Origin of the sequence: Mesorhizobium sp. M0018, assembly GCF_040323955.1 — a bacterium.
Taxonomy (GTDB): domain Bacteria; phylum Pseudomonadota; class Alphaproteobacteria; order Rhizobiales; family Rhizobiaceae; genus Mesorhizobium.
In genome coordinates this window covers 347,557-370,464 of the sequence record NZ_JAMYVL010000001.1, presented here as the reverse complement: position 1 = coordinate 370,464, position 22,908 = coordinate 347,557, and the positions used below count along the sequence as shown (strand labels likewise).

Annotated in this window: 27 protein-coding genes; 10 read left to right on the top strand and 17 right to left on the bottom strand. The window is 63.1% G+C overall.

Annotated features, from left to right (window positions below):
- Positions 1 to 25: 25 nt before the first annotated feature.
- Both NKJ81_RS01800 and NKJ81_RS01795 read right to left on the bottom strand, forming a co-directional pair.
- Entirely contained in the window at positions 26 to 1,048 is a 1,023-nt protein-coding gene (locus NKJ81_RS01800; RefSeq protein WP_352469420.1) for a fatty acid desaturase, read from the bottom strand.
- A 126-nt stretch (positions 1,049 to 1,174) separates the two neighbouring features.
- Positions 1,175 to 1,378: a hypothetical protein gene (locus NKJ81_RS01795; protein ID WP_023675249.1), complete on the bottom strand. Its 204-nt coding sequence runs from the start codon at positions 1,376 to 1,378 to the stop codon at positions 1,175 to 1,177.
- Positions 1,379 to 1,614: 236 nt separating this feature from the next.
- On the opposite strand from NKJ81_RS01795, the gene grpE reads away from it, so the two are divergent.
- Complete coding sequence (gene grpE, locus NKJ81_RS01790) at positions 1,615 to 2,250, top strand: nucleotide exchange factor GrpE (RefSeq protein ID WP_023675250.1); 636 nt, start codon at positions 1,615 to 1,617, stop codon at positions 2,248 to 2,250.
- 136 nt (positions 2,251 to 2,386) lie between these two features.
- Here grpE and olsB read toward each other — a convergent pair whose 3' ends face one another.
- The 7 genes from olsB to NKJ81_RS01755 form a co-directional block, all read right to left on the bottom strand.
- Positions 2,387 to 3,262, bottom strand: coding sequence for a l-ornithine N(alpha)-acyltransferase (gene olsB / locus NKJ81_RS01785; RefSeq protein ID WP_023675251.1), 876 nt, complete (start codon positions 3,260 to 3,262; stop codon positions 2,387 to 2,389).
- Between the two features lie 149 nt (positions 3,263 to 3,411).
- Positions 3,412 to 5,700: a PAS domain-containing hybrid sensor histidine kinase/response regulator gene (locus NKJ81_RS01780; protein ID WP_352539418.1), complete on the bottom strand. Its 2,289-nt coding sequence runs from the start codon at positions 5,698 to 5,700 to the stop codon at positions 3,412 to 3,414.
- A gap of 88 nt (positions 5,701 to 5,788) precedes the next feature.
- Entirely contained in the window at positions 5,789 to 6,778 is a 990-nt protein-coding gene (acuI, locus tag NKJ81_RS01775; protein ID WP_352539417.1) for an acrylyl-CoA reductase (NADPH), read from the bottom strand.
- Between the two features lie 51 nt (positions 6,779 to 6,829).
- The gene (gene lspA / locus NKJ81_RS01770; RefSeq protein ID WP_352454178.1) at positions 6,830 to 7,306 is read right to left on the bottom strand and encodes a signal peptidase II; all 477 of its coding nucleotides are present in this window, start codon (positions 7,304 to 7,306) and stop codon (positions 6,830 to 6,832) included.
- A 26-nt stretch (positions 7,307 to 7,332) separates the two neighbouring features.
- Entirely contained in the window at positions 7,333 to 8,196 is an 864-nt protein-coding gene (locus NKJ81_RS01765) for a TrmH family RNA methyltransferase (protein WP_352539416.1), read from the bottom strand.
- A complete protein-coding gene (locus NKJ81_RS01760; protein WP_352539415.1) occupies positions 8,197 to 9,258 on the bottom strand; it encodes an RsmD family RNA methyltransferase in 1,062 nt (353 codons plus the stop codon).
- Positions 9,259 to 9,346: 88 nt separating this feature from the next.
- On the bottom strand, positions 9,347 to 9,832 hold the full coding sequence (locus NKJ81_RS01755; RefSeq protein ID WP_352539414.1) for a DUF1772 domain-containing protein: 486 nt from the start codon (positions 9,830 to 9,832) through the stop codon (positions 9,347 to 9,349).
- A 107-nt stretch (positions 9,833 to 9,939) separates the two neighbouring features.
- Here NKJ81_RS01755 and NKJ81_RS01750 point away from each other — a divergent pair, with 107 nt between their 5' ends.
- A complete protein-coding gene (locus tag NKJ81_RS01750) occupies positions 9,940 to 10,623 on the top strand; it encodes a helix-turn-helix transcriptional regulator (protein WP_352468341.1) in 684 nt (227 codons plus the stop codon).
- 86 nt (positions 10,624 to 10,709) lie between these two features.
- Complete coding sequence (locus NKJ81_RS01745; RefSeq protein ID WP_352469426.1) at positions 10,710 to 11,078, top strand: VOC family protein; 369 nt, start codon at positions 10,710 to 10,712, stop codon at positions 11,076 to 11,078.
- Positions 11,079 to 11,166: 88 nt separating this feature from the next.
- Here the strand turns inward: NKJ81_RS01745 and lhpI are convergent, their stop codons facing one another.
- From lhpI to sppA, 4 genes are all read right to left on the bottom strand, one after another.
- A complete protein-coding gene (gene lhpI, locus NKJ81_RS01740; RefSeq protein WP_352539413.1) occupies positions 11,167 to 12,135 on the bottom strand; it encodes a bifunctional Delta(1)-pyrroline-2-carboxylate/Delta(1)-piperideine-2-carboxylate reductase in 969 nt (322 codons plus the stop codon).
- Positions 12,136 to 12,168: 33 nt separating this feature from the next.
- Entirely contained in the window at positions 12,169 to 12,501 is a 333-nt protein-coding gene (locus tag NKJ81_RS01735; RefSeq protein WP_352539412.1) for a LapA family protein, read from the bottom strand.
- Positions 12,502 to 12,548: 47 nt separating this feature from the next.
- Entirely contained in the window at positions 12,549 to 12,833 is a 285-nt protein-coding gene (locus tag NKJ81_RS01730) for an integration host factor subunit beta (protein ID WP_023675261.1), read from the bottom strand.
- Between the two features lie 81 nt (positions 12,834 to 12,914).
- Positions 12,915 to 13,871: a signal peptide peptidase SppA gene (gene sppA / locus NKJ81_RS01725; RefSeq protein WP_352469429.1), complete on the bottom strand. Its 957-nt coding sequence runs from the start codon at positions 13,869 to 13,871 to the stop codon at positions 12,915 to 12,917.
- 306 nt (positions 13,872 to 14,177) lie between these two features.
- On the opposite strand from sppA, the gene lptC reads away from it, so the two are divergent.
- The 6 genes from lptC to ptsN all read left to right on the top strand — a co-directional run bounded on the left by lptC (position 14,178) and on the right by ptsN (position 19,428).
- Positions 14,178 to 14,891: an LPS export ABC transporter periplasmic protein LptC gene (lptC, locus tag NKJ81_RS01720; protein ID WP_023675263.1), complete on the top strand. Its 714-nt coding sequence runs from the start codon at positions 14,178 to 14,180 to the stop codon at positions 14,889 to 14,891.
- Entirely contained in the window at positions 14,878 to 15,486 is a 609-nt protein-coding gene (locus NKJ81_RS01715; RefSeq protein ID WP_292664963.1) for an LptA/OstA family protein, read from the top strand. The genes lptC and NKJ81_RS01715 overlap by 14 nt, the downstream gene beginning before the upstream one ends.
- Positions 15,486 to 16,304, top strand: a complete 819-nt coding sequence (lptB, locus tag NKJ81_RS01710) for an LPS export ABC transporter ATP-binding protein (protein WP_292664962.1) — start codon at positions 15,486 to 15,488, stop codon at positions 16,302 to 16,304. Before NKJ81_RS01715 ends, lptB begins: the two co-directional genes overlap by 1 nt.
- A 197-nt stretch (positions 16,305 to 16,501) precedes the next feature.
- A complete protein-coding gene (gene rpoN, locus NKJ81_RS01705) occupies positions 16,502 to 18,028 on the top strand; it encodes an RNA polymerase factor sigma-54 (protein ID WP_352469431.1) in 1,527 nt (508 codons plus the stop codon).
- A 291-nt stretch (positions 18,029 to 18,319) separates the two neighbouring features.
- The gene (gene hpf / locus NKJ81_RS01700) at positions 18,320 to 18,904 is read left to right on the top strand and encodes a ribosome hibernation-promoting factor, HPF/YfiA family (protein ID WP_023675267.1); all 585 of its coding nucleotides are present in this window, start codon (positions 18,320 to 18,322) and stop codon (positions 18,902 to 18,904) included.
- Between the two features lie 59 nt (positions 18,905 to 18,963).
- Positions 18,964 to 19,428 (top strand): PTS IIA-like nitrogen regulatory protein PtsN, encoded by a 465-nt coding sequence (gene ptsN, locus NKJ81_RS01695; protein ID WP_023675268.1) that lies wholly within the window; start codon positions 18,964 to 18,966, stop codon positions 19,426 to 19,428.
- Between the two features lie 92 nt (positions 19,429 to 19,520).
- Here ptsN and NKJ81_RS01690 read toward each other — a convergent pair whose 3' ends face one another.
- On the bottom strand, positions 19,521 to 19,778 hold the full coding sequence (locus NKJ81_RS01690) for a BQ00720 family protein (protein ID WP_023675269.1): 258 nt from the start codon (positions 19,776 to 19,778) through the stop codon (positions 19,521 to 19,523).
- A 63-nt stretch (positions 19,779 to 19,841) separates the two neighbouring features.
- The gene (locus NKJ81_RS01685) at positions 19,842 to 20,267 is read right to left on the bottom strand and encodes an Hsp20 family protein (RefSeq protein WP_023675270.1); all 426 of its coding nucleotides are present in this window, start codon (positions 20,265 to 20,267) and stop codon (positions 19,842 to 19,844) included.
- Positions 20,268 to 20,411: 144 nt separating this feature from the next.
- Between NKJ81_RS01685 and NKJ81_RS01680 the strand changes: the two genes are divergently transcribed.
- Positions 20,412 to 21,353, top strand: a complete 942-nt coding sequence (locus NKJ81_RS01680; protein ID WP_352469434.1) for a nucleoside hydrolase — start codon at positions 20,412 to 20,414, stop codon at positions 21,351 to 21,353.
- 489 nt (positions 21,354 to 21,842) lie between these two features.
- Here the strand turns inward: NKJ81_RS01680 and NKJ81_RS01675 are convergent, their stop codons facing one another.
- The gene (locus NKJ81_RS01675) at positions 21,843 to 22,211 is read right to left on the bottom strand and encodes a hypothetical protein (protein ID WP_352469435.1); all 369 of its coding nucleotides are present in this window, start codon (positions 22,209 to 22,211) and stop codon (positions 21,843 to 21,845) included.
- A gap of 52 nt (positions 22,212 to 22,263) precedes the next feature.
- Positions 22,264 to 22,878, bottom strand: coding sequence for a LysE family translocator (locus tag NKJ81_RS01670; RefSeq protein WP_292663261.1), 615 nt, complete (start codon positions 22,876 to 22,878; stop codon positions 22,264 to 22,266).
- Between the last annotated feature and the right edge of the window lie 30 nt (positions 22,879 to 22,908).

Sequence of the window (22,908 nt, the reverse complement as noted above, 5' to 3'; positions counted from 1 at the left end):
CGCGCTTTAGGTGCGGCGGTATGCTTTACACGGCCATCCGCGCTTCGCGGAACGATACCAGCTTGCTGCGACTCTCGTCCCACAGCGCCAGCTTGACGCAGCGCAGGCTGTCGAGGAGTGTGACGCGGCCGATCTCACGCAGCTCCGGATAGTCCCTCAACACTTCCGGAAGCCGGTAGCATGGCACCTTGGCCGAGAGGTGATGCACGTGGTGGACGCCGATATTGCCGGTGATCCAGTTCAGCACCGGCGGCAGGTCGTAATAGGACGAACCGTGCAGGGCAGCGTGCTGGAATTCCCACTCGGAGTCCTTTGTCCACTCCGTCTCCTCGAACTGATGCTGGACATAAAACAGCCAGATGCCGGCCGATCCGGCGAGGATGACGATCGGCAAATGCACGACCAGGAACGCGCCGGGGCCAACGAACCAGATGAGCAGCGCGGCGATGACCGCGATGGCGAGATTGGTCGACATCGACGACACCCAGGGGGTGAAACCGCCCCGCATCATGCCCAAGGGCAGTCTCTGCTCGAAAATGAAGATCCATATCGGGCCAAGGCCAAACATCACCAGCGGATGGCGATAGAGGCGATAGGCGAGCCGGCCCCGCCATGACAGTTGCCGATATTCAGCGACCGTCAGTGTCTTGATGTCGCCGGTGCCGCGCTCGTCGAGATTGCCGGCGCTGGCGTGATGGGTTGCGTGGGCGCGGCGCCAGCAATCGTAGGGCGTCAGCGTCAACACGCCAAGCACGCGGCCGATCCAGTCGTCGGCATAGCGGTTGGCAAAGAAGGAGCCGTGGCCGCAATCGTGCTGGATCATGAAGATACGCACCAGAAAGCCGGCTGCCGGAAGGATGAGGACCAGACCCCACCAATGGCCATAGGCATAAGCGGCCGAGGACAGTGCCCACAGCGTGGCGAAGGGGATGAGGGTGATGGCGAGTTCGACGGCGCTGCGACGCCTGTCGGGCTTTTTATAGCGCGACAGGATCTTCAACCAGGCGCGCTTGCTGTTTGCCACAGCTTCGGGGGAAATCATGTTCATCATGAAACATAGGCGGAGCGGCGCGCTGCCGCAAGGCGGAGATCACGCAAAGTTACTGCGGGTAAATGTCGCGCGATGGCGAGGAATTGCGGCCGCAATCGCAGGTCGCGTTGCTGGCGACGGTGTCTACCGACGGCGCCCGCCTGCGACCACCTTGGCTTCGACGCCGTCCAGGCGGTCGAGCAATTCCTTCAGACGGTCGGGAATATCGGACTCCGTGCGGAAGGCCGGTAAGGTGCGCAGAAAGCGCTTGGTCGCCTCGGTGCCGAGCTGGCGCCGGATATCGGCGGCGAGCCCGTCGCGTTTTTCGCCATTCCTGCGGGGCATCATCCAAAATCCTGTGTCGGCTTCGAAACTCTTCCAAGGGAGGAATGGTTCCCGCATTGTAGTGTCCCGGCAAGCAAAGCCGTCGGGTACGGTAAAGTTTGAATTAAAATCGAAAGGTCTGCGCCGTCCGCCATCAAGCAGCGACAGCGGCTGCAGTATCGCTTGCCCCTTGATTTTTGGCCGCTAAACCTCGATATCGGGCGCAAATCCACACCATTCGAAAATGACGGGAAACGGCGATGAGCGACCAGGCAAAAGACGAACGCGCGCCCGATGAAGCCGAGAAGACCGAGGCTGCCGCGGAGCCAAGGGAAGGTGGCGTCGACGGCGACTATGAGGCGCTTGTGCGGCTTCTGAAGGAAAACGAAGAGCTGAAGGATCGCGCGCTGCGCGTCGCGGCCGACATGGAGAATTTGCGTCGCCGTACCGCGCGGGACGTCCACGATGCGCGCGCCTATGCGGTTGCCAATTTTGCCCGCGACATGCTTTCGGTGTCAGACAATCTGCGCCGTGCGCTGGATGCCATCCCGGAGGAGGCCAAGGCGTCGGGCGATGCCGGCTTCAAGGCGCTGATCGACGGCGTCGAGATCACCGAGCGCGCCATGCTGTCGGCGCTGGAACGCCACGGCGTGAAGAAGCTTGAGCCCGAGGGCGAGAAATTCGATCCGAATTTCCACCAGGCGATGTTCGAGGTGCCCAATCCCGACGTACCGGCCAACACAGTCGTGCAGGTCGTGCAGCCCGGCTATTCGATCGGCGAGCGTGTTCTGCGGCCGGCCATGGTCGGCGTCGCCAAGGGCGGCCCCAAGCATGTCGCAAGCGAAGCGCCGGTGGAGCCGGGGCCGGTCAACGAGCAGGCTGAGAAAGATGCGTAAGTTAGGGGAGTAGGGGAATAGGGCAGTACGGGAGTAGGGCAGTACGGGAGTAGGGAATAGCGCTACGTCGGGTAAAGTAGAGCAATTGCCTACTCGGGCCCTTGCCTTCTCTCCGCCTACTCCCCTACTGCCCTATTCAGGCCGCAAACCGCTGCGCTTCTCCGCCATAATAATTGACGTAGCGGGCACCGATCTCCTTGACCGGCATCACCACGAACACGTCGACCGTCGAGAATTCACGGTCGATGACACAACCGTCGCCGATGCGCGCGCCGACGCGCAGATAGCCCTTGACCAGCGGCGGCATCGCCGCGATCGCCGCCTTGGTGTTGACGGCCTCGATCGGCATCAGATCCATGGAACAATAGCGCCCGGCGACGGCGCGCACGTCCCAGGATGAATTCGTCCGGCAGTGGTGGGCAAGATAGGTCAGCGCCTCGGCATGTGCCGCAGGCACGGTGCCGTGGAACGACGCGCAGCCGGTCATCACGCCGATGCCGTAATGGTTGATGTAGGCCCAGATGCCTTGCCACAGCGCCTCGATGGTGCGCTTCGAGCGGTATTCCGGCAGAACGCAGGAGCGGCCGAGCTCGAGGAAGCGCTGGCCGGGATGCCGCGCGATGAGCTTGGTCAGCTCGAATTCACCTTCGGAATAGAAGCCGCCGGCGGCCGCGGCAATCTCCTGCCGCAGCAGGCGGTAGGTGCCGACGATGCGGCGATGCTCGGGGCCGGAAAGCGAAGTATCGAAGACCAGCAGATGATCGCAGAGGGGATCGAAGCGATCGGCATCGCGGCGGTCCTGCATCTGGAACAGGTCCTTCCTGGCACCAAGCTCGTCGTAGAACACCCGGTAGCGCACTTCCTGCGCGGCAGCGATCTCGGCCTCGTTGCGGGCGAGCCGCACTTCGAGATTGCCGATGCGGCCGAGCGATGCGCCTTTTATGACGGCATCGGCGTTCCGGCCGACGAGCAAAGGCCCGCTGGCGTTCGGCCGAGCATCACATTCCGGCATGACTGTATGCACGAGTGATTCTCCTTCGAGCCATCCCTCTTGGCACGGGGATACGGTGTAGGTGCAACAGGATTGTGACAGTACCGTGATACGGCTCTGCGGGCAATACTTCGTCGGCTGGGCAATCTATCAACCGTCTATGTTGTGCCTCAGGCGGCCGCTTGCCCTTCGACCGCATGAACCAGGGCATCGGGGTCGAGCGGCTTGGTGACGAAGCCGCTGGCACCGTGAGCGAGCACGGCGTGGCGGGTCTTTTCCTGGCTGTCGGCCGACAGCACCATGATCGGCACTGGCGGCACCGCGGTCTCCTCCTCATGGCGGCGGATGGCGGCGATGGCGTCCAGGCCGTCCATGACAGGCATATGCAAGTCCATCAGCACCACGTCGTAACGGTGCTTGTGGCCGGTGCTGATGACCGCCTCGACGGCGGCCTTGCCGTTGCCGACCACTTTCACGCGATGCCCGGCCTTCAGCAGCGTGGCGCGGGCCAGCATGGCGTTGATGTCGTTGTCCTCGGCGATCAGCACCGACAGGCCCTGCTGGCGGGCGCCAATGGCGTGCCCCGCCTGCGCGCCGCGCCTTTGCAGTTGCGGCTCGGCGATGACCGGCGCGTGGCTGGTCAAAAGCACGCGCAGCAATGTCTCGCCGCGCACCGGCCTCGCAAGGAAGGTGGCGTAACCATTGGCACGGAACTCGCCAAGCATGCCACGGTCGGTCGGTGCAATCAGCGTCACTGCCTCGCAATCGGCAAATCCGCTCTGGCGCAGGCGCCTGAGCAGCCTGCCGTCGCTTTGCTCCATGGCAGCATCGATCAGCAGCACGTCGCAGCTCTCGGCGAAAGGGGTGGCCTGGGCTGCGGCGGTGGCCAGATCGACCGTGCCGCCATTGGCGCGAATGGTGCGGGCGAGGGCTTCGGCCTCGACCAGGTTCTTCGACACGATCACGGCATGCCGGCCCGACAGCGCGTCCTGGCGGATCTGCGGCGCCTCGACGGCGGAAATAGCGGGAATCTCGAAGACGAATTCGGACCCCTGGCCAAGCCGGCTCGACACAGAGATAGTGCCGCCCATGGCGGTCACCAGGCGCTTGGAAATGGCGAGACCGAGGCCGGCACCGCCATGCGCACGGGTCGAGGTGCCGTCAGCCTGTTCGAAGTCCGCGAATATGCGCTCCATGTCCTCCTCGCGCAGACCGGGGCCGGTGTCGGTGATGGTGAAGCGGATGCGGTCGGTGGTTTCGGTGCGGACGCGGGCGATGCTTGCCAGGACGCCGCCGCTGTCGGTGAACTTGACGGCGTTGCCGATGAGATTGAGCAGCACCTGCCTGACCCTGCCGGGGTCGGCGGTGATCAGCTGCGGCACGTCGGGTTCGACATGACAGCCGAGGCCGATATCCTTGGCAAAAGCCCGCGCCGCCAAAAGCTCGATGACATTGTCGGCGATCTCGCGCACCGACATCGGCTGCGGTTCGGGATCGAAGCGGCCGGCCTCGATCTTGGAGTAGTCGAGCAGGTCCTCGATCAGCGCCAGCAGCGCGCTGGCCGAGGTCGAGATGGCGCCGACATAGGTCCGCTGCTCGGGCGAAAGGCTGGTGTCGGCGAGAAGCCGGGCCATGCCCATGATGCCGTTCATCGGCGTGCGGATCTCGTGGCTGACGGTGGCGAGGAAGCGCGATTTGGCCTGGCTCGCATATTCGGCCCGCTCGCGGGCGGTGATCAGCGAGGATTCGGCGCGCTTGCGAGCGGTGATGTCGCGGGCGATGGCGCGATGCGAAACGGCGCCGCTGTCCTTGTCGCGCACCGACAGCTCGATCCAAGAGAACCAGCGTGGGCCGTCCGGCGTGCGAATGGCGACGTCGGTGGAACTCAGGCATTCATGGTCGGAAAACGCGGCGTCGGGGACGATGCCGACATCGATGCCTAGTTCGGCCAGGGTCTTGCCGGCAAGGTCGCGCTGGTCGGTTTCGACAAGGTCGGCGAAAACCTTGTTGGCGTAGACAATGTGGCCGTCGCGGTCACGATGGACGACGAGATCGCCGAGTGCATCGATCAGCCCGCGAAAGCGCTCCTCGCTCTCCTGCATCTCCCACATGCGGTCGGCCAGCGTCTCTATTTCGGCGCGGCTGCGGGCGGTCGTGGCATCGAGCAGGGCCACCGCGCGGCGCTCGGTGCGCCTGTTGCGCAGATGCATGGCGAGCCCGGCGATGGCTGTCGCCAAAAGGCCGATAGTGATGAAGATCGGCGCCCCGGTCAGATGCGAAAAGCCTGCCAGCACGACAATGGCGACGAGCGTCAGGAAGGGCAGGCCTTCGCGGTTGGAGGCCGGCAGTTCCGGCGCCAGCGGTGGCGCGGCGACAAGCTGCCGTCCTGGCGCCGCGGGGGCCGTCCCGTCGGCCCGTTCGGCTGGTTCCGCCTCTCTGATGCCGGGTTCCGCAATCATACGGAAATCCTGCCAGACAGAGCTTATCGAAGGTTGTGGTTGATCGCTCGAATTTTACCGGTCGCGCTCTTTTTTTTCCCTTGGGGGCTCACATATCCACCACCACGCGGCCGCGGATCTTACCCTCGACGATGTCATGCGCGGCGCCGATGATGCCGTCGAAGCCGATGCTCGTCGAAAGGCTGGCAAGCTTTGCGTGGTCGAGATCGGCGCCGATACGGCGCCAGGCCTCGAGGCGGACCGCCTTCGGCGCCATCACCGAATCGATGCCGAGCAGCGAGACGCCGCGCAGGATGAAGGGCGCGACGCTTGCCGGCAGGTCCATGCCGCCGGCGAGGCCGCAAGCGGCAACGGCGCCGCCATAGGAGGTCATCGATAGAACGTTGGCCAGCGTGTGGCTGCCGACCGCATCGACGCCGCCGGCCCAGCGTTCCTTGGCGAGCGGTTTTGCGGGCTGGGCAAGCTCGTCGCGTGAAATCACTTCCGCGGCGCCGAGGTCGATCAGATAGGGGCTTTCGGCAGCACGGCCGGTCGAGGCGATGACGTGATAGCCGAGGCTGGACAGGATCGAGACCGCGACCGAGCCGACGCCACCGGCAGCGCCGGTCACCGCCACCGGGCCGCGATCGGGCACGATGCCGTGGCGCTCCAGCGCGATGACGCAAAGCATGGCGGTGTAGCCGGCGGTGCCGACCGCCATCGCATCATGCGGGCTCATGCCGTCCGGCAACGGCACCAGCCAGTCGCCCTTGACGCGGGCGCGCCCTGCAAAGGCGCCGAAATGCGTCTCGCCGACGCCCCAGCCGTTCAATATGACCTTGTCACCCTTGCGCCAGTCAGGATTGGAAGACGAGATGACGGTGCCGGCGAAATCGATGCCCGGCACCAGCGGCCAGTGGCGGATCACCGGCGCCTTGCCGGTAATTGCAAGACCGTCCTTGTAGTTCACCGTCGTCGCCTCGACCGCGACGGTGACGTCGCCCTCCATCAGGTCTGCCTCGGTAAGCTCGGTCACCGCGACCGACTGGTTTTTCTCGGCGTCACGCGAAACGAGGATGGCTTTGAAGGTTTCGGGCATTTTTTCTCCTCGGGCTTGCAGATCAGAATGTGTGGCGCCAGGCGAGTGAGGTCAATCGCTCGACGCTCCGCGCCGCCAGCCAATGAGTTCGTCGAAGACGACCAGCACCGCACCAACCGAAATGAAGGCGTCGGCGAGGTTGAAGATCGCGAAGGACCAGACCGGCGTATGGAACAGGACATAGTCGATGACATGACCGTAGATTGCGCGATCAATCAGGTTGCCGAGCGCGCCGCCGACGATCAGTGCGAAGCCGATGCGGGCAAGCAGGTGGCCGGGCGGCGTGCGGGCCGCAAGATAGAGCACGAAAGCGACCACCAGAACCGCGACGACCACCAGGCCGGTGTCGCCGAAGGACGAAAACAGCGAGAACGCGATGCCGGTGTTGTAGGTGCGGTACAGCGCCAGGAACGGAAGCAGGTCGAGCCGTTCCTGAAAGGCAAGACCGGTTTCGACTAGGTATTTCACCCACTGGTCGAGCGCTATCGCGGCGACGACCAGAAGAGCATACGGCCTCCAGGACTTCATGGTTTGCAGTTTCACGGTTTGAGATGTCACGATCTGGCGTCCTCCGGGCCGAGCTTCAGCGCGCCGCGCCGGATCTCGAACAGCATGACGCCGGTGGCCACTGCAAGGTTGAGCGAATCGGCGCGGCCGGCCTGCGGTATCCGCAGCAGTTTGTCGCAGCTTGCGGCAAGCTCGTCAGGCAGGCCTTGCTGCTCGTTACCCATCATCAAAAGCACCGGGCCCTTTGAAAAATCGACCGAGCGGTAGTCGACCGCACCCTTCAGGTGGGTGCCGGCGACGAGGCCGGGGAAGCTCGTTCGCCAGGCGAGAAAAGCTTCGGGCGACGCCTTGGCGACCGGCACGGCGAAAATCGAGCCCATGGTGGCGCGCACCGTTTCGACCGAAAAGGGATCGGTGGTCTCGCCGACCAAGATGACGCCCCTGGCCCCGACAGCGTCGACCGTGCGGATGACGGTGCCGAGATTGCCGGGGTCGCGGACGCGGTCGAGCGCCACCCAGACGTCGCCGTCACGGGCGCGGATGTCCTTCAACGGCAGGTATTTCTGCGAGAACACGCCGACGACCATTTGCGGATTGTCGCGGCGGGTGATGGCGACCAGCACTTTTTCCGAAACTTCAAGGACGGTGCCGCCGGCGGCGACCGTGCGCGCCGCGACCTTTTCAACCGCCATATTGCCACGTCCGGCCTTGGCGAAGACCAGTGTCCTGATCGACCAGCCGAGATCGAGCGCGTCGATGACCAGCTTCAGGCCTTCGGCCATGAAGGAATTCTGCTGGTCACGGAATTTCTTCAGCGCGAGCGCCTTGATGTCCTTGACCAGCGGGTTGGCGAGGCTGGTGACTTCCTTCACCTGCCCGGGCGCGCCCGCGTGCCGTTCGTACGCACTCATTCAGGCCACCCAGCGCGAGAACAGCGAGGTCGAAAGCGCCCGACCGGCAGATTTCTCGCGGATGATCAATTCACCCGACTCGACCGTGCCGCCCATGCCGGCGAAGGTGTCGCGCATCAGGGCATGGATGGCGAAAAAAGAGGCGCGGATCGAATAGGCGGTCAGTACCACGGCGAGCGGCTTCGGCGTCAGGATCGTGCGGCAGATATCGGTCAGCGCCGGCAGGTCCTCGAACAGCTGCCAGACCTCGCCTTTCGGTCCGCGGCCATAGGCGGGCGGGTCGAACAGGATGATGTCGTAGCGGCTGCCGCGGCGCTCCTCGCGTTCGGCGAATTTCACGGCATCGTCGACGATCCAGCGGATCGGCTTTTGCGACAAGCCCGCCATTTCCTGGTTTTCGCGCGCCCAGCCGATCGCCTTCTTGGAAGCATCCACGTGGGTGACCTCGGCGCCGGCACGCGCCGCCACCAAGGAGGCAAGGCCGGTGTAACCGAACAGGTTCAACACCTTCACCGGCCGTTTTGCCGCCGCGATCAGTCCGGCCATGTGGTCCCAGTGCGAGGCCTGCTCGGGAAAGACGCCGACATGGCGAAACGAAGTGAAGCGGCCGAGATAATCTATGCCGTCATGCTTCATCGGCCAGGTCTCGCCGAGCGGCGTCTTGGGGAAGCGCCAGCGGCCGATGCCTTCCTCGTCGGTATCGCCGGTGAAAATGGCGTCGGCGCGCTCCCAGTCCCTGGCCGGCAAAGCCTTTTGCCAGATCGCCTGGCCCTCCGGCCGAACGATGCGGTAGGGGCCGTATTGCTCGAGTTTTTCTCCGGCGCCGCTGTCGAGCAACGCGTAGTCCTGATTGGGGCCGACCTCGAGGATCAGCGGCAGATGTTCGGCAGGCAGCGCGCCATCGCGACGGGATAGAGGGCGCGGCGCGGCTTTCGGCTCGGACCGGTCCTGCAGTTTAGGCTCCGAACCGGCGGTCAGGCCGGCGTCGCGCCGCCGCGGCTGCTCCGCCCCGCCCTTCGGGGGCGGGCGGCTGTCGCGGCGTTTGTCGCGAAAAGGTTTCAAGAAGGCGCATCTCCGGACGGCGGCTCGCCGCTTCTGCCACAGCACATTGACCGGCGCAACAAAAGGGCTGCCGACGTGTGCAACCGGATCAGCCGCGCCTGATCGACAGCAGGCCGACTGCGAGCGCTATGAAACCAACGGCCTTGAAGCCGGTGACGACCATATGGCCGGTTTCCCAACTGCTCCGGATACTTTCGAAATTGTCCGGGATCGGTCCAGGCACCCAGGTGGCCAGGACATCGTTTGCCGGTTTGACCAGGGTAAACCACGCCACGAGGGCCATCAGATAAAGCACGGTGGCGGCCAAAATCCACCAGAATGCCGGGCGGTCACTGCGCAGCATCCAGGCGAGAAGCCCCGGACAGGCGATCGCGGCCACGTCCAGCGGTGCGCCGACAATCGCGAAGAATTGGAACTGAGCGTTGAAGACAGTGGTTTCACGCCAGAGCGAAGGCGGCCAACTGGTCAGCCGCGGCACCGATTCCAGCACATGGGCGAAGGATGGTCCGAGGCTGAGCGCAGCGACGATGGCGGTCAAAACCGACCAGAACAACAGGAACCCGCGCATATCCATAGTGGCCAGACAACGGCGTCAGGACGCAGACGTTCCCGTCCGCCACCCATGTCGCTTGCCGCCGAAAGCGCTGGGGCTCTATCGTGATTGAAACCAGGTCATGATTCATGTCCCGTGCTGAACGCCTGCTCGACCTGATCCAGATCCTGCGCCGGCATCGCCGGCCAGTCAGCGGCCGCAGCCTTGCGGGCGAAATGGGTGTGTCGATCCGCACGCTCTATCGCGACATCGCCACGCTGCAGGGGCAGGGCGCGCCGATCGAGGGTGAGGCGGGGTTGGGTTACGTGCTCAGGCCCGGTTTCATGCTGCCGCCCTTGATGTTCACCGATGAGGAGATCGAGGCGATCGTGCTCGGTTCGCGCTGGGTGGCCAAGCAGCCGGACTGGCGGCTTGCGAACGCCGCCACCGACGCGCTGGCCAAGATCGCCGCGGTGCTGCCGGACGATTTGCGCGAAGAGCTCGATGCCTCGACGCTGCTGGTCGGGTCGCGCACCGAGGTCACCGAAGGCATCGATCTCGGTGTGGTGCGGCAGGCCATCCGCGAGGAGCGCAAGCTGAGCTTTGTCTATCGCGACGCCGGCGGCGCTGCCTCCGAGCGCACCGTCTGGCCGTTCGCACTCGGCTTCTTCGACAAGGTGCGCGTCGTCGCGGCCTGGTGCGAGATGCGCCAGGATTTCAGGCACTTTCGCGCCGACCGGATATCCGGCCTCAATGCCACCGAGATGCGCTATCCGCGCCGCCGTCAGGTGCTGCTCAAAGAATGGCGGGCGACGCTCGACACGCCAAGCTAAGGCTGCTGCTCAGTTGAGACTGCTGCCAGAATCTGGCAGTGGCGTACGGTATGCTCCTCCAGTCGAAACCATCGGGAGAGCAGTTCATGACACCGCCCAATTTCGTCATCCTCTATGTCGACAAGCCTGAGCAAAGCGGCGCCTTCTATAGCGCGCTGCTTGGGCGGCAGCCGGTCGAGACCTCGCCGACCTTCGTGCTGTTCGTGCTCGACAACGGCTTCAAGCTCGGCCTCTGGTCGCGTCACACCGTGGAACCGGCCGCCGCGGCAGCAGGCGGTGGCGCCGAGATCGTCTTTGCGCTGGACACGCCGGAGGCGGTCGATGCCACCTACACCGATTGGGCCGGACGGGGTCTGAAAATCCTGCAGAGCCCGACCGACATGGATTTCGGCCGGACCTTCGTCGCGCTCGATCCCGACAATCATCGGCTAAGGGTCTACTGGCAAAGGGAGTAAGGCAGTAGGGCAGTAGGGCAGTAGGGGAGTACGTGACAGGAAATATAGCTGGCGCGGCGCCGCACGATCGGTGCGGTTTCCTACTGCCCTACTGCCCTACGCTTGCGCGATACACGCCAATGCCGGCGGCGAGGTCCTCGAGGGCTGCGCCGACCGACTTGAACAGCGTGATCTCGTCGTCGTTCTGCCGGCCTTTTTTCTGGCCGCGCGTGAGTTCATAAAGGTCGGCGACGATGGCTTCCGGCTTCAACACGCCGGAGGCCAGCGGCTGGACGATGTCACCCGCCTCTTTGGCGGCGCCAGCGCGGGTGTCGACATAGACGCGGGCCCGCGCAACCGTGTCGTCGTCGCTTTCGCGCATCGCCGGAGTGAAGCCGCCGACGAGGTCGACATGCGTTCCGGGTCGCAACAAGGCGCCCTTGACCAGCGGCTCGGTGGTGATCGTCGCCGAGGAAATGATGTCGGCCTGGCCTAGTTCGGCGTCGAGATCGCCTGCGGCTTCGGCCGCAAAACCTTCCGCACGCAATCTTGCAGCGACCTTTTCGGCATTGGCCGGCGTGCGGTTCCAGATGCGGATGCTGGTGATCGGCCGCACAGCCGAATGCGCCTTCGCCAGGAACGGCGACAGCGCGCCGGCGCCTACCACGAGCAGCCGCGAGGCGTCCTCGCGGGCCAGGTAGGAGGCGGCCAGCGCCGAGGCGCAGGCCGTGCGCCACTGCGTCAGCCGCTGGCCGTCGATCATGGCCTGCGGCTCGCCAGTGGCGCCGTCGAGCAAGAGGTAAAGGCCCATCACCGCGGGTTTTCCGACAGCGTTGTTGTCGGGCGACACGGTGACGATCTTGATGCCGATGTGACCGCCGGCGGAGGTGCCAGCCGTGTTGAAGTCGGTCCAGGCCGGCATCAAAAGCAGCGTTGAAGCGGCGCCGTCGGGCCGCTCTATCGTATGATGGTGCCTGACCGGCTGTACGGCGCCATCGCGAAACGCGGCGCGCAGCGTCTCGATCAGTCCGGGAAAGGTCAGCGCGCTGTCGACCTCGGCGGCCGAAATGGTCAGCATGAAAGGCTCCGCGAAAGATATGTCAGCGACGCTTCAGTTTGTCGGCTTCGGCAAAGCCGGGCCTCGAGGCGCGGCAGGCGCGCGGCTTACCGCCTGGCGCAGATTCTCGGCCTCGGCACCGCGCTGGCGCGCCAGCTTGCGATAGCGCCCCTGCTTGATCCAGGTCGCCAGGCTGCCGACGATCATGCCGATGGCAAGGGCAAGGAACAGGAATATGAACAGCGGCAAGGTCAGCGTCAGCGCCGGGTTGCCCGGATTGAACGGGTCGAGCGTGAAGGCGACCGGTTCGCGGTTGGCAACGGCCAGCGCGATCAGGATGACGGCCAGCGGCACGAAGACCACGATGAGGATTAAGCGATTGAACATGTTTTTCCGTAGGGACTGCTGCCGGAGCGGGACGGCGGGCGCGGCGCCTATTTGCCTCCGTTCAGCCTTTCACGCAATTCCTTGCCGGTCTTGAAGAACGGTACCCATTTCTCCTCGACCTCTACGGATTCGCCGGTGCGCGGGTTGCGGCCGGTGCGGGCAGGGCGATTTTTCACCGAAAACGCGCCGAAGCCGCGCAACTCGACCCGGTTGCCCTCGGCAAGCGCGTCGGTGATTTCATCGAAGATGGCGCTGACAATGTTTTCGACGTCGCGCAGGAAAAGATGCGGATTACGCGTGGCGATGATCTGCACAAGTTCGGATTTGATCATGAAAAGGCTCCCCGTAAAAGCAGTGCCGCCGAAATTATCAGAATGATTTTATTTGGTTTTTCACTCGTCCCAGGCGGTTCCTCAAGGGTGCCAGACGGAAACGAGACCGTCAAGAAACAAGCGGTCCGCTCCAATTTCGTGAAGGACGTCGCCGTCATGGCCGGCCAGGCCAAGCGCAGCACCGACGGTCTGCGCCATCGCTTTGGAGAACAGGAAACCGCCGCGTTTTTCCGTGTCCTTCCATTCCACCACCTTGAGCTTGGCATCGACGCCCTTGCCTGCAAGCCAGTCGATCGCTTCGGCCTCGCCGCCGACCGCGTCGATCAATCTGTTGGTGACCGCCTGCCGGCCGGTGAAGATCGACCCGTCTGCGAGCGCCAGCACCTCCGGCTTGGTCATGTTGCGGCGCTCGGCGACGATGCCGACGAACCAGTCGTAGCTGTCGAGGATGAGCTTGCGGACCATGGCGCGCTCATCGTCATTGGTCGGCTTGAAGGGAGAAGGCGAGGCCTTCAAGGGCGAGGATTTCACCTCCTCCAGCTTGACGCCGAGCTTGTCCATGAGGCCGCTGACGTCCGGGTACTGAATCAGCACGCCGATCGAGCCGACGATCGAGGATTTGCGTGCGACAATATGGTCGGCCGCGGTGGCGATCATATAGCCCGCCGAAGCCGCGAGCGTGCCGACCTCGGCCACCACCGGCTTGTCTGCGGCAAGCTTGCGCACTGCCTCATAGATCGATTCGCCACCGACGGTGGTGCCGCCGGGTGAATCGATCGACAGGATCACAGCCTTGACGCGCGGCGACTGACGGATTGCCTCCAGCCGCTTGATCAGTTCTTCGTCTTCGGTGATGGTACCTTCGATCTTGACCTTGGCGATGTGGTCGACAGCCGCGCCGGTGAAGTCGTCACCATAGATCCATGCCGAGAAGGCGATCAGTCCGGCTGCCGCGACGATAATCGCCGCAACACGCCAGAATGTCAGCTTGCGGCGCAAGCGGCGGCGGTCGATCAGGTCGTCGGCTCTCAATACCATGGTCAGCCTCGTAGTCGGTGGGAGCAGATGCTTTTAAAGCAACCATTCGCGCCCGGCTACCGTTTCCTGACGGCCTTGCGCCAAAGGCCGTTAGGCATTCGCGGCAAGCCTCAACCTGTCTCGTTCCACAGGCCCTAACACTGTGCGCCCATATCTGGTATGAGGTACAGGCTGCGCTGGGGCCATTTTCATTGTACAGGGGCGGCTGTCACATTTTTGCGGTTTTCCTCGGCTTGTGCTTGCTTGAGGGCGCCGGCACCCCACCTATAGGGCGGCCTGGCGGGCAGGGGTTTAGAAGAAGCAGTCATGTTAGCGGGACCAATCGAACCGACCAACACCGAGACGGAGTTGGCTCCCAAGGCCGCAGGCCGGGCGCGGGTCGACGCGTTTGACGTTGCGCAGCGTCATTCGCGCCGGGTCCGTATCCTCAAGCTGGCCGTGCCGCTGGTCGCTGCCGTGATTGCGGTCGCGTTTCCCGTCTATTCCTATCTCATGGCTCCCGCTGCAATCGAGGTGCAGGCCGACGGCGGCGCCTTTGCCGATGGCAAGCTGGTGATGGCCAACCCCAAGCTCAACGGCTTCACCAAACAGAACCTGCCCTATTCGATGACAGCCCTGCGCGCCATACAGGATGTCAGCAAACAAGGCATCATCGATCTGGAAGGCATCAAGGCCAAGCTGCCGATTGCGGCCGACAACACGGCCGCCATCGATGCCACGCACGGCACCTATGATCGCGACGGCAACACGCTCAGCCTGACCAGCGATGTGACCGTGTCGACCACGGATGGTGTGGTGGCAAAATTCAAATCAGTCTATCTCGACATGGGCGAAGGCACTATGAAGACAAGCGAGCCCGTCGATGTCAGCCGCGGCGGGTCGCGGATCAGGGCGGATTCGATGTCGGTCCAGGACAATGGCAAGGTCCTGGTTTTCGAGAACAAGGTGCGCGTCGACATCGATCCCGCCAGTTTGAAGGCGGCAGAGGCAAAGAGCGGAGAGACCAATGCGGTTCAGTAGTTCGGCACGGCGCCTCGCCGCGATTTCGGCGTTGACGCTCGGGTTGCCCTTGGGGCTGACCTTCGGGACGGCGCCGTCGCTGGCGCAATCCAGTGCCACCAGCCAAATGTCCGGCCTCAGGCTGTCGGGCGACAAGCCTATCCAGATCGAAAGCGACAAGCTCGAGGTGCGCCAGGCGGAAAGCGTCGCCGTCTTCACCGGCAACGTCAACGTCGTCCAGGGTCCAACCGTGCTCAAGGCCGGCAAAATGACGGTCTATTACGTCAGGGATGCAGGCGCCGCTAAAGGCGCCCAGCCCGCGGGTGCCGCGGCAATGACCGGATCCGCCAACATCGACCATCTCGAGGTCGACGATAAGGTCTACATCAAATCGGACAATCAGGTTGCCACCGGCGACCGCGGCACCTTCGACATGAAGACCGAAGTGCTGGTGCTTTCGGGCAGCAAGGTCGTGCTCTCGCAAGGCGATAACGTGCTTGTCGGCTGCAAGCTTACCGTGCAGATGAAGAGCGGCCTTGCCCAGGTCGACGCTTGCGGCGGCCGCGTCATGATGTCGATCACGCCGCCGGCGAAGTCTGGAGCAGCGAAACCCTGATGACCGGCATATCGTCGCTGCTGGCGCGTCTTCCAGGGCGCGCCGCCAGCAAACTTGCGGCACCGGCCAGGGTCACCGTCGAAGCGGCAAAGTTCAAGGGAACCTTGATCGCCAAGGGGCTGACCAAAAGCTACAAGGGCCGCAAAGTCGTCAGCGGCGTGACGCTGGGCGTGCGCGCCGGCGAGGCGGTTGGGCTGCTCGGCCCCAACGGCGCCGGCAAGACGACCTGTTTCTACATGGTAACCGGCCTGGTGCCGGTCGATGAAGGCACGATCGAAATCGACGGTTTCGACGTCACGTCGATGCCGATGTATCGCCGCGCCCGTCTCGGCATCGGCTATCTGCCGCAGGAAGCGTCGATTTTTCGCGGCCTGAATGTCGAGCAAAACATCCGGGCCGTGCTCGAGGTCGTCGAAAAGAGCCGCAAGGAGCGTGAGCGCCTGCTCGACGAATTGCTCGAGGAATTTCACATCAGCCATCTGCGCAAGGCTCCGTCGCTGTCGCTCTCCGGCGGTGAGCGGCGACGCCTCGAAATTGCCCGCGCCTTGGCAACCCGCCCCGCCTATATGCTGCTCGACGAACCTTTCGCCGGCATCGATCCGATCGCCGTCGCCGACATCCAGCAACTCGTGCGCCACTTGACGGCACGTGGCATCGGCGTTCTGATCACCGACCACAATGTCCGCGAGACACTTGGCCTGATCGACCGCGCCTACATCATCCATGCCGGCCAGGTGCTGACCCATGGTCGAGCCGACGAAGTGGTCGCAAATGCCGACGTGCGGCGGCTTTATCTCGGCGAGGGATTTACACTCTAAATGCGAAATTCCGGTTCGAACGGGATTTCCGGCGTAGTCCAACAGCTTTTTCTTCAATTTTCTGCCTGAAAACGCGTCGGCAGGCGAGTTTTACCGCTCCTCGCCTTGACAAGCAAAAGCCGGGCCAGTTTCTATGCTGGCCTGGAAAATTCCTTCCAGCAGTGCGGGTGCGTAGACGGGGCGTTTGAAACCGAACCATGGCGTTGGCGGCAAAACTACAGCTACGACAGTCGCAGTCGCTGGTGATGACGCCGCAGCTGATGCAGTCGATCCGCCTGCTGCAGTTCACCCATCTCGAGTTGGAACGCTTCATCGACGACGAGATCGAACGCAATCCCTTGCTGGAACGCGCCGAACCGCAGGAGGACGCCGCCAGCGACCAGGCGCAGAAGGGCGACGCCGCATCGGAACCGGCTGCCGACGGCGACTGGTTCGAGGCGGAAACGGCATGGAGCGCCGAGGCGATCTCGGAAAAGCTCGATACGTCGCTGGAAAACCTGTTTCCTGACGATCCTGGTACGAGCGAGCGGCTCGGGCCCGACCTGACGGCACAATGGAAATCGGCGTCCGGCAATGGTTCCACCTCTTCCTCCGACGGCTTCGACGTCGCGGATATGGCGGCGGCGGCCATCACGCTGCGCGACCATGTCGGCGAGCAGGTGGCGCTCGCCTTTGCCGATCCGGCGGCGCGCCTGATCGCCGGCGAGCTTGCCGACGGCCTCGACGAGGCCGGCTACATGCGTGCCGATATGGCCGAGATCGCCGCCCGCCTCGGCGCGGACGCCACGGCGATGGCAACGGTCCTGGCGGTCTGCCAGACATTCGAGCCCGCCGGCATATTCGCCCGCGACCTCGCCGAATGCCTGTTGCTGCAGCTGGCCGTGCGCGACCGGCTCGATCCGGCGATGAAGGCGCTGATCGCCAATCTCGAACTCCTGGCACGGCGCGATTTCCAGACGCTGAAGCGGATTTGCGGCGTCGACGAAGAGGATCTGCTCGACATGCTGGCCGAGATCCGGGCGCTCGACCCACGGCCGGGAATGGCGTTTTCGCGCGGTGCCAGCGATGCGATCGTGGCCGACATCGAGGTGCGTGCAGCCAATGACGGCAGCTGGACGGTCGAGCTCAATGCCGAGACGCTGCCGCGCGTGCTGGTCGATCACATCTATTTCGCCCAGGTCACGCCACATGCGAAAAACCAGGCGGAAAAGGATTTCCTTGCCGAATGCCTGCAGAACGCCAACTGGCTCACGCGCAGCCTCGACCAGCGGGCGAAGACCATTCTCAAGGTGGCCTCTGAGATCGTGCGCCAGCAGGACGCTTTTCTCGTCCACGGCGTGCGGCACCTGAAGCCGCTCAACCTGCGCACGGTGGCGGACGCCATCGGCATGCACGAATCAACGGTCAGCCGGGTCACGGCAAACAAATACATGCTGACGCCGCGCGGCGTGTTCGAGCTGCGCTATTTCTTCACCGCCTCGATCGCTTCGTCAGGTGGCGGTGATGCGCATTCGTCGGAAGCGGTGCGCGACCGCATAAAGCAGCTGATCGACGAGGAGAAAGCCATCGATGTGCTTTCCGACGATGCCATCGTGGACATGCTGCGGGAAAGCGGCGTCGACATCGCCAGGCGCACGGTGGCCAAATACCGGGAAGGCATGAACATACCCTCTTCGGTGCAGCGGCGGCGCGAAAAACGCGCTTTGGCCAGCGCCGGCCGTTGATCTCCGGCGGAATTTCCACAGCTTTCGCCCTTCATTGACAAGCGGCGACGAAGTGGCTAGAAGCCCGCCCGCATGGGACGGGCTGGCGAGTGGATTTGAGTTCGCCGATGCCCGCACGAGAGATGGTCCGTCACGATGTAGGCCACGGGACGGCCAAGAAGGCGGCTTGTGATCAACCGGAAAGTTCGGATCTAAAATCGGCGCAAGTGACGCCGCAAAAGCTTGTGCGCGCGGACCACGAGTATAAACTCGGGACAGTTTGAAGCCTGAGCAAGGAAGGTCAGTTTTCAGATGACACTGCGCATATCGGGAAAACACATGGATATCGGCGATGCGTTCCGTACGCGCATCAACGACCGTGTCGGGGAAGTGATCGGGAAATATTTCGATCGGGGCTTTTCAGGGCAAATCGTAGTCGTCAAATCGGGGTCGCGCTACACGGCCGATTGCATGATCCGGCTGGACTCCGGTGCTTCGCTGCAGGCGACCGGCGATGCCCAGGATCCAACGCTTGCCTTCGATACCGCGGCGGACCGTCTGGAAACACGCCTCAGGCGCTACAAGCGCCGGCTGAAGTCGCACAATTCAGGCAATAGCAACGGCGAGCTCACCGACGTCGCCTATACGGTGATGGCGCCGCTTGCCGACGACGAGGAGGACATACCGGAGAATTTCGCGCCGGCCATCGTCGCCGAATCGACCATGACGCTGCGGACCATGTCGGTGGCGTCAGCGGTGATCGAACTCGACACCAAGGACAGCCCGGTCCTGGTCTTCCGCAATGCCGGAAACGACCATCTCAACATCGTCTATCGCCGGCCGGACGGGAATATTGGCTGGATCGACCCGTCCACGGCCAAGGTCGCGCAGGGGTAAAAACCAGCCGCACGCGAGCGTGGGGACTGGCGACGGCAGGCGAACAAGGGATTTCAAGCATGGATCTGAGCGATCTCGTCAGCGTTCCGGCAATCATGCCGGCGTTGAAGGCGAACTCCAAAAAGCAGCTGCTGCAATTGCTGTCCGAAAGGGCGGCGGCGATTTCCGGCATTCCGGAGCGAGAGGTGTTCGACACCATCCTGCAGCGCGAGCGGCTCGGCTCCACCGGCGTCGGCAACGGCATCGCCATTCCGCACGGCAAGCTGGCCGGGGTGAAGCGGATCGCCGGCGTTTTTGCCCGGCTGGAGACACCGGTGGACTTCGAGGCCCTCGATGATCAGCCGGTCGACCTGGTGTTTCTGCTTTTGGCTCCCGAAGGCGCCGGCGCCGACCACCTCAAGGCGCTGTCGCGCATTGCGCGGGTGCTGCGCGACGCCGACACGGTTGCCAAGATCAGGGGCACGCGCGACGCCGTAGCCATCCACGCGCTGCTGTCGGACACACAGGCCTCGCACGCCGCCTGAGGTTTTGATTAAATCCGTTGAAGGGCCGCCGTGAGCGGCCCTGTCCGTTTCCAACCAGATCGCTGCGCCGTATTTGTCAGTGGATAACGACGTTAGTGGATAGCGACCGGGGTCAGATCGTTTTCCAGCGCGCCAGCCAGTGCCCGGTCGCGAGCGTCCGAAAGCAGGATCGGCTGGCCATTGGCGGCAAACAGGGCCCACAGTTCCAGCCCGGGCGCGATTTCGCCGAGGCCCGGGAAACGGCCGCGCAGATCGTCGCTCGACACTTTCCTGAGATAGGCGACAGAACCTTCGCCGAGATGGGCGAATTCGCCGCTGGTCATGATGATATTTTCGTTAGTTCTGGTCATTTCAAGCCTCCTTGCCGCGAGATGCCGCTCAAGGCCATCCCGCATGAGAGCTATCGGCAAAAATCAGTCTTTCACCGATATGTTTATTTTTCGTACCAGCCGTTCGGATTCCGGCCGATCGAGATCGATCGACAGAAGGCCGTTCTTCAATTCCGCCGCAATCACCCGCATGCCGTCGGCCAGCACGAAACAGCGCTGAAACTGGCGCGCGGCGATGCCGCGGTGGAGGAATTCGCGCTCGGTGTCGTCGTTCTGACGGCCGCGCACGACCAACTGGTTCTCCTCCGTTGTGACATCGAGATCGCTTTCCGCGAAACCGGCGACGGCGAGCGTGATACGCAGCCTTTCGGTTTTGCCGTCGGCACCGCTGAGGCGCTCGATGTTGTAGGGAGGATAGCTGTCACCGGACTTTGCCAACCGCTCCAGCGTCTTTTCCATGGAATCGAAACCGAGGAGAAGCGGGCTGGAAAAAGGCGTCATTCGGCTCATGTTACAGTGTCCTCTCAAGAGCGACATAAAGTGGAAAAACCCGGATGGCATTTTTCCCGATGGTCTTGATATGGTCCGCCGCCCGGCAGACTTCAAGCCGTCACACGTCCCGCCCAAAAAGACTTGCCAAAACAAGGAATTGAAATGCCCCAATCCCGCAGGATCATCATCGACACTGACCCCGGCCAGGACGATGCCGTCGCCATATTGCTGGCGCTGGGCAGCGCCGAGCTGGAGATCGTCGGCATCACCGCGGTGGCCGGCAACGTGCCGCTGAAACTTACCGAAAAAAACGCCCGCAAGATCTGCGAGCTGGCCGGCCGGCCGGACGTCAAGGTCTATGCAGGCGCCATCCGGCCGCTGGCGCGCGAACTCGTCACCGCCGAGGAAGTGCATGGCAAGACCGGCCTCAACGGGCCGCAACTGCCCGAACCAAAGATGAAACTGCAGGACGAGTATGCGGTTGATTTCATCGTTGAGACGCTGATGAACGAGGAGAGCGGCACGATCACGCTGTGCGCGCTCGGGCCGCTCACCAACGTTGCGCTGGCGCTGATCCGCGAGCCGAAAATCGCGCCGCGCATCAAGGAAATCGTGCTGATGGGCGGCGGCTTCTTCGAGGGCGGCAACGTCACGCCGACCGCCGAGTTCAACATCTATGTCGATCCGCATGCTGCCGATGTCGTGTTCAAATCCGGCATTCCGATCGTGATGATGCCGCTCGACGTCACCCACAAGGCGCTGACCACCGCCAAGCGTACGAAGGCCTTCCGCAAGCTCGGCACCAGGGTCGGCACGGCCACCGCGGACATGCTGGAATTCTTCGAACGTTTCGACGAGGAGAAATACGGTACCGACGGCGGCCCGCTGCACGATCCTTGCGTGATCGCGTATCTGCTGAAGCCGAAGCTGTTCAAGGGGCGCAACTGCAATGTCAGCGTGGAAACCGCCTCGGAGCTCACCATGGGCATGACGGTGATCGACTGGTGGGGGGTGACCAAGCGGCCGAAGAACGCCATGGTGATGCGCGACATCGACCATGATGCGTTTTTCGCGCTGTTGCTGGAACGGCTGGGGCGGCTTTAGGGCTGCTCAGTAGTTGAGCAGGCGGTAGGTGGTGGTACCGTCCTGGCGTTGTTGTTCTTCGATCGAGACTTCCGATCCAATCATGTGGGGTGTTCCACCTCACCATCGACAAATATCCGAGCGTTGCCCTCATAGAGGCGGACTTCATATCTATAATAAAGTCCATGTCCGACGGAACCCCTCGGATTTAGAGGCATCGTCGCAACATCTTCGACGGTGCCTCCTACGAGTTGTGTGCCAGTGATCGGACTGTTCTGCCTGGTTACAATCGGCACAGCGATCGCGAGAGCGAGCGCACACAAGATTGCGGTGCCAACAACTCTGTCGCGAAACTCTTCCCGAAGCAAAAGAATGCGGGTTCTAAGAGAAAGATTTGCCGGCCCCATACCTTAGAGTTGAGTAGCATAGGGGCTTTGTTCAAGAGCGATTCCCCGAAAAAGCCATGTCACTCGCGTCACCTTTGAAAACAGCTTATCGATCGATCGTCGTTCAATTTGCAAACCGGTAAAAGACGAAGCCATTGTCGCGCGTGACGCGCTCGATGCCTACGCGCGAGCCGATCAGATGCGGGAGGTCGTCGTAAACGAGGACCGTCGAACCGTTCTCAAGGACCAGCAGATATTGGATATTGCGCCCTTTACCCTGTCCACTTTTGATCGTCGCATCGACCGGGTCGACCGATCGGATCGGACTTGCGTCATTCGCCCATTTGTTCAGAGCCGACGGAACCATCGCCGCGAACAAAGCGATGAACAGGATCACGCCAAACGCGTTCCTTTTCAAATCCGCGTAACTCCACGGCATAGACATGAATCCCCAACTGTTGATCCATGTGGTGGCCTGAAGGCCGACTTTCAATCGGCTTTCCTATTCCAGGATGTTGCTGTTGGCGTCGCCGGGCTCGCGGCCGTTACTTCGCCTTGGAAAAGGCCAGCCACAGGCCGCCGCCGACCAGGAAGCTGCCGCTGATCCTCGACAAGAGCTTGACGCGGCCGGCCGACAGCAGGCGTCCGGCGCGGCCGGCGGCCAGCGCGTAGGTCGAATCCGAGACTGCGGCGAAGATCATCGCGGTGAGACCCATGACGCCGATCTGTAGTGCGTAATTGCCTTCGGGAGCGATGAACTGCGGAAAGAAGGCGCCGAAGAACACTAGCGTCTTTGGATTGCTGATCGCCACCAGCAGGCCCTGCAGGAAGAAGCCGCCACGTGGCCTTTTTGCCGTTCCGTCGGCGTTCAGCTTGCCTTTCGAGCGGAACATCTGCACGCCCATCCAGATCAGGTAGGCGGCGCCGATCAGCCGGACCCACTCGAACCAGTGGCCCATGCCCGCGATCAGCGAAGTCAATCCGATGCCGACGATGGCGATCATGATGGCTAGCCCGGCCTGGGTGCCGGCGACATTGGCGAGCCCTGCGCGCGAGCCGTGGCGGATGCTGTTGGCAATGATCAGCGTCACCGTCGGCCCCGGCACCAGGATGATGACGATGCAGGCGACGACATAGGTGGCGTAGAGTTCCAACGACATTTTTCCCTCCACAGATGCCGCTCGTGCGGC

Coding starts and splice junctions, on each gene's coding strand:
- NKJ81_RS01800 (WP_352469420.1), bottom strand. CDS start 1,048: ATGAACATGATTTCCCCCGAAGCTGTGGCAAACAGCAAGCGCGCCTGG.
- NKJ81_RS01795 (WP_023675249.1), bottom strand. CDS start 1,378: ATGATGCCCCGCAGGAATGGCGAAAAACGCGACGGGCTCGCCGCCGAT.
- grpE (WP_023675250.1), top strand. CDS start 1,615: ATGAGCGACCAGGCAAAAGACGAACGCGCGCCCGATGAAGCCGAGAAG.
- olsB (WP_023675251.1), bottom strand. CDS start 3,262: ATGCCGGAATGTGATGCTCGGCCGAACGCCAGCGGGCCTTTGCTCGTC.
- NKJ81_RS01780 (WP_352539418.1), bottom strand. CDS start 5,700: ATGATTGCGGAACCCGGCATCAGAGAGGCGGAACCAGCCGAACGGGCC.
- acuI (WP_352539417.1), bottom strand. CDS start 6,778: ATGCCCGAAACCTTCAAAGCCATCCTCGTTTCGCGTGACGCCGAGAAA.
- lspA (WP_352454178.1), bottom strand. CDS start 7,306: ATGAAGTCCTGGAGGCCGTATGCTCTTCTGGTCGTCGCCGCGATAGCG.
- NKJ81_RS01765 (WP_352539416.1), bottom strand. CDS start 8,196: ATGAGTGCGTACGAACGGCACGCGGGCGCGCCCGGGCAGGTGAAGGAA.
- NKJ81_RS01755 (WP_352539414.1), bottom strand. CDS start 9,832: ATGGATATGCGCGGGTTCCTGTTGTTCTGGTCGGTTTTGACCGCCATC.
- NKJ81_RS01750 (WP_352468341.1), top strand. CDS start 9,940: ATGTCCCGTGCTGAACGCCTGCTCGACCTGATCCAGATCCTGCGCCGG.
- NKJ81_RS01745 (WP_352469426.1), top strand. CDS start 10,710: ATGACACCGCCCAATTTCGTCATCCTCTATGTCGACAAGCCTGAGCAA.
- lhpI (WP_352539413.1), bottom strand. CDS start 12,135: ATGCTGACCATTTCGGCCGCCGAGGTCGACAGCGCGCTGACCTTTCCC.
- NKJ81_RS01735 (WP_352539412.1), bottom strand. CDS start 12,501: ATGTTCAATCGCTTAATCCTCATCGTGGTCTTCGTGCCGCTGGCCGTC.
- NKJ81_RS01730 (WP_023675261.1), bottom strand. CDS start 12,833: ATGATCAAATCCGAACTTGTGCAGATCATCGCCACGCGTAATCCGCAT.
- sppA (WP_352469429.1), bottom strand. CDS start 13,871: ATGGTATTGAGAGCCGACGACCTGATCGACCGCCGCCGCTTGCGCCGC.
- lptC (WP_023675263.1), top strand. CDS start 14,178: ATGTTAGCGGGACCAATCGAACCGACCAACACCGAGACGGAGTTGGCT.
- NKJ81_RS01715 (WP_292664963.1), top strand. CDS start 14,878: ATGCGGTTCAGTAGTTCGGCACGGCGCCTCGCCGCGATTTCGGCGTTG.
- lptB (WP_292664962.1), top strand. CDS start 15,486: ATGACCGGCATATCGTCGCTGCTGGCGCGTCTTCCAGGGCGCGCCGCC.
- rpoN (WP_352469431.1), top strand. CDS start 16,502: ATGGCGTTGGCGGCAAAACTACAGCTACGACAGTCGCAGTCGCTGGTG.
- hpf (WP_023675267.1), top strand. CDS start 18,320: ATGACACTGCGCATATCGGGAAAACACATGGATATCGGCGATGCGTTC.
- ptsN (WP_023675268.1), top strand. CDS start 18,964: ATGGATCTGAGCGATCTCGTCAGCGTTCCGGCAATCATGCCGGCGTTG.
- NKJ81_RS01690 (WP_023675269.1), bottom strand. CDS start 19,778: ATGACCAGAACTAACGAAAATATCATCATGACCAGCGGCGAATTCGCC.
- NKJ81_RS01685 (WP_023675270.1), bottom strand. CDS start 20,267: ATGAGCCGAATGACGCCTTTTTCCAGCCCGCTTCTCCTCGGTTTCGAT.
- NKJ81_RS01680 (WP_352469434.1), top strand. CDS start 20,412: ATGCCCCAATCCCGCAGGATCATCATCGACACTGACCCCGGCCAGGAC.
- NKJ81_RS01670 (WP_292663261.1), bottom strand. CDS start 22,878: ATGTCGTTGGAACTCTACGCCACCTATGTCGTCGCCTGCATCGTCATC.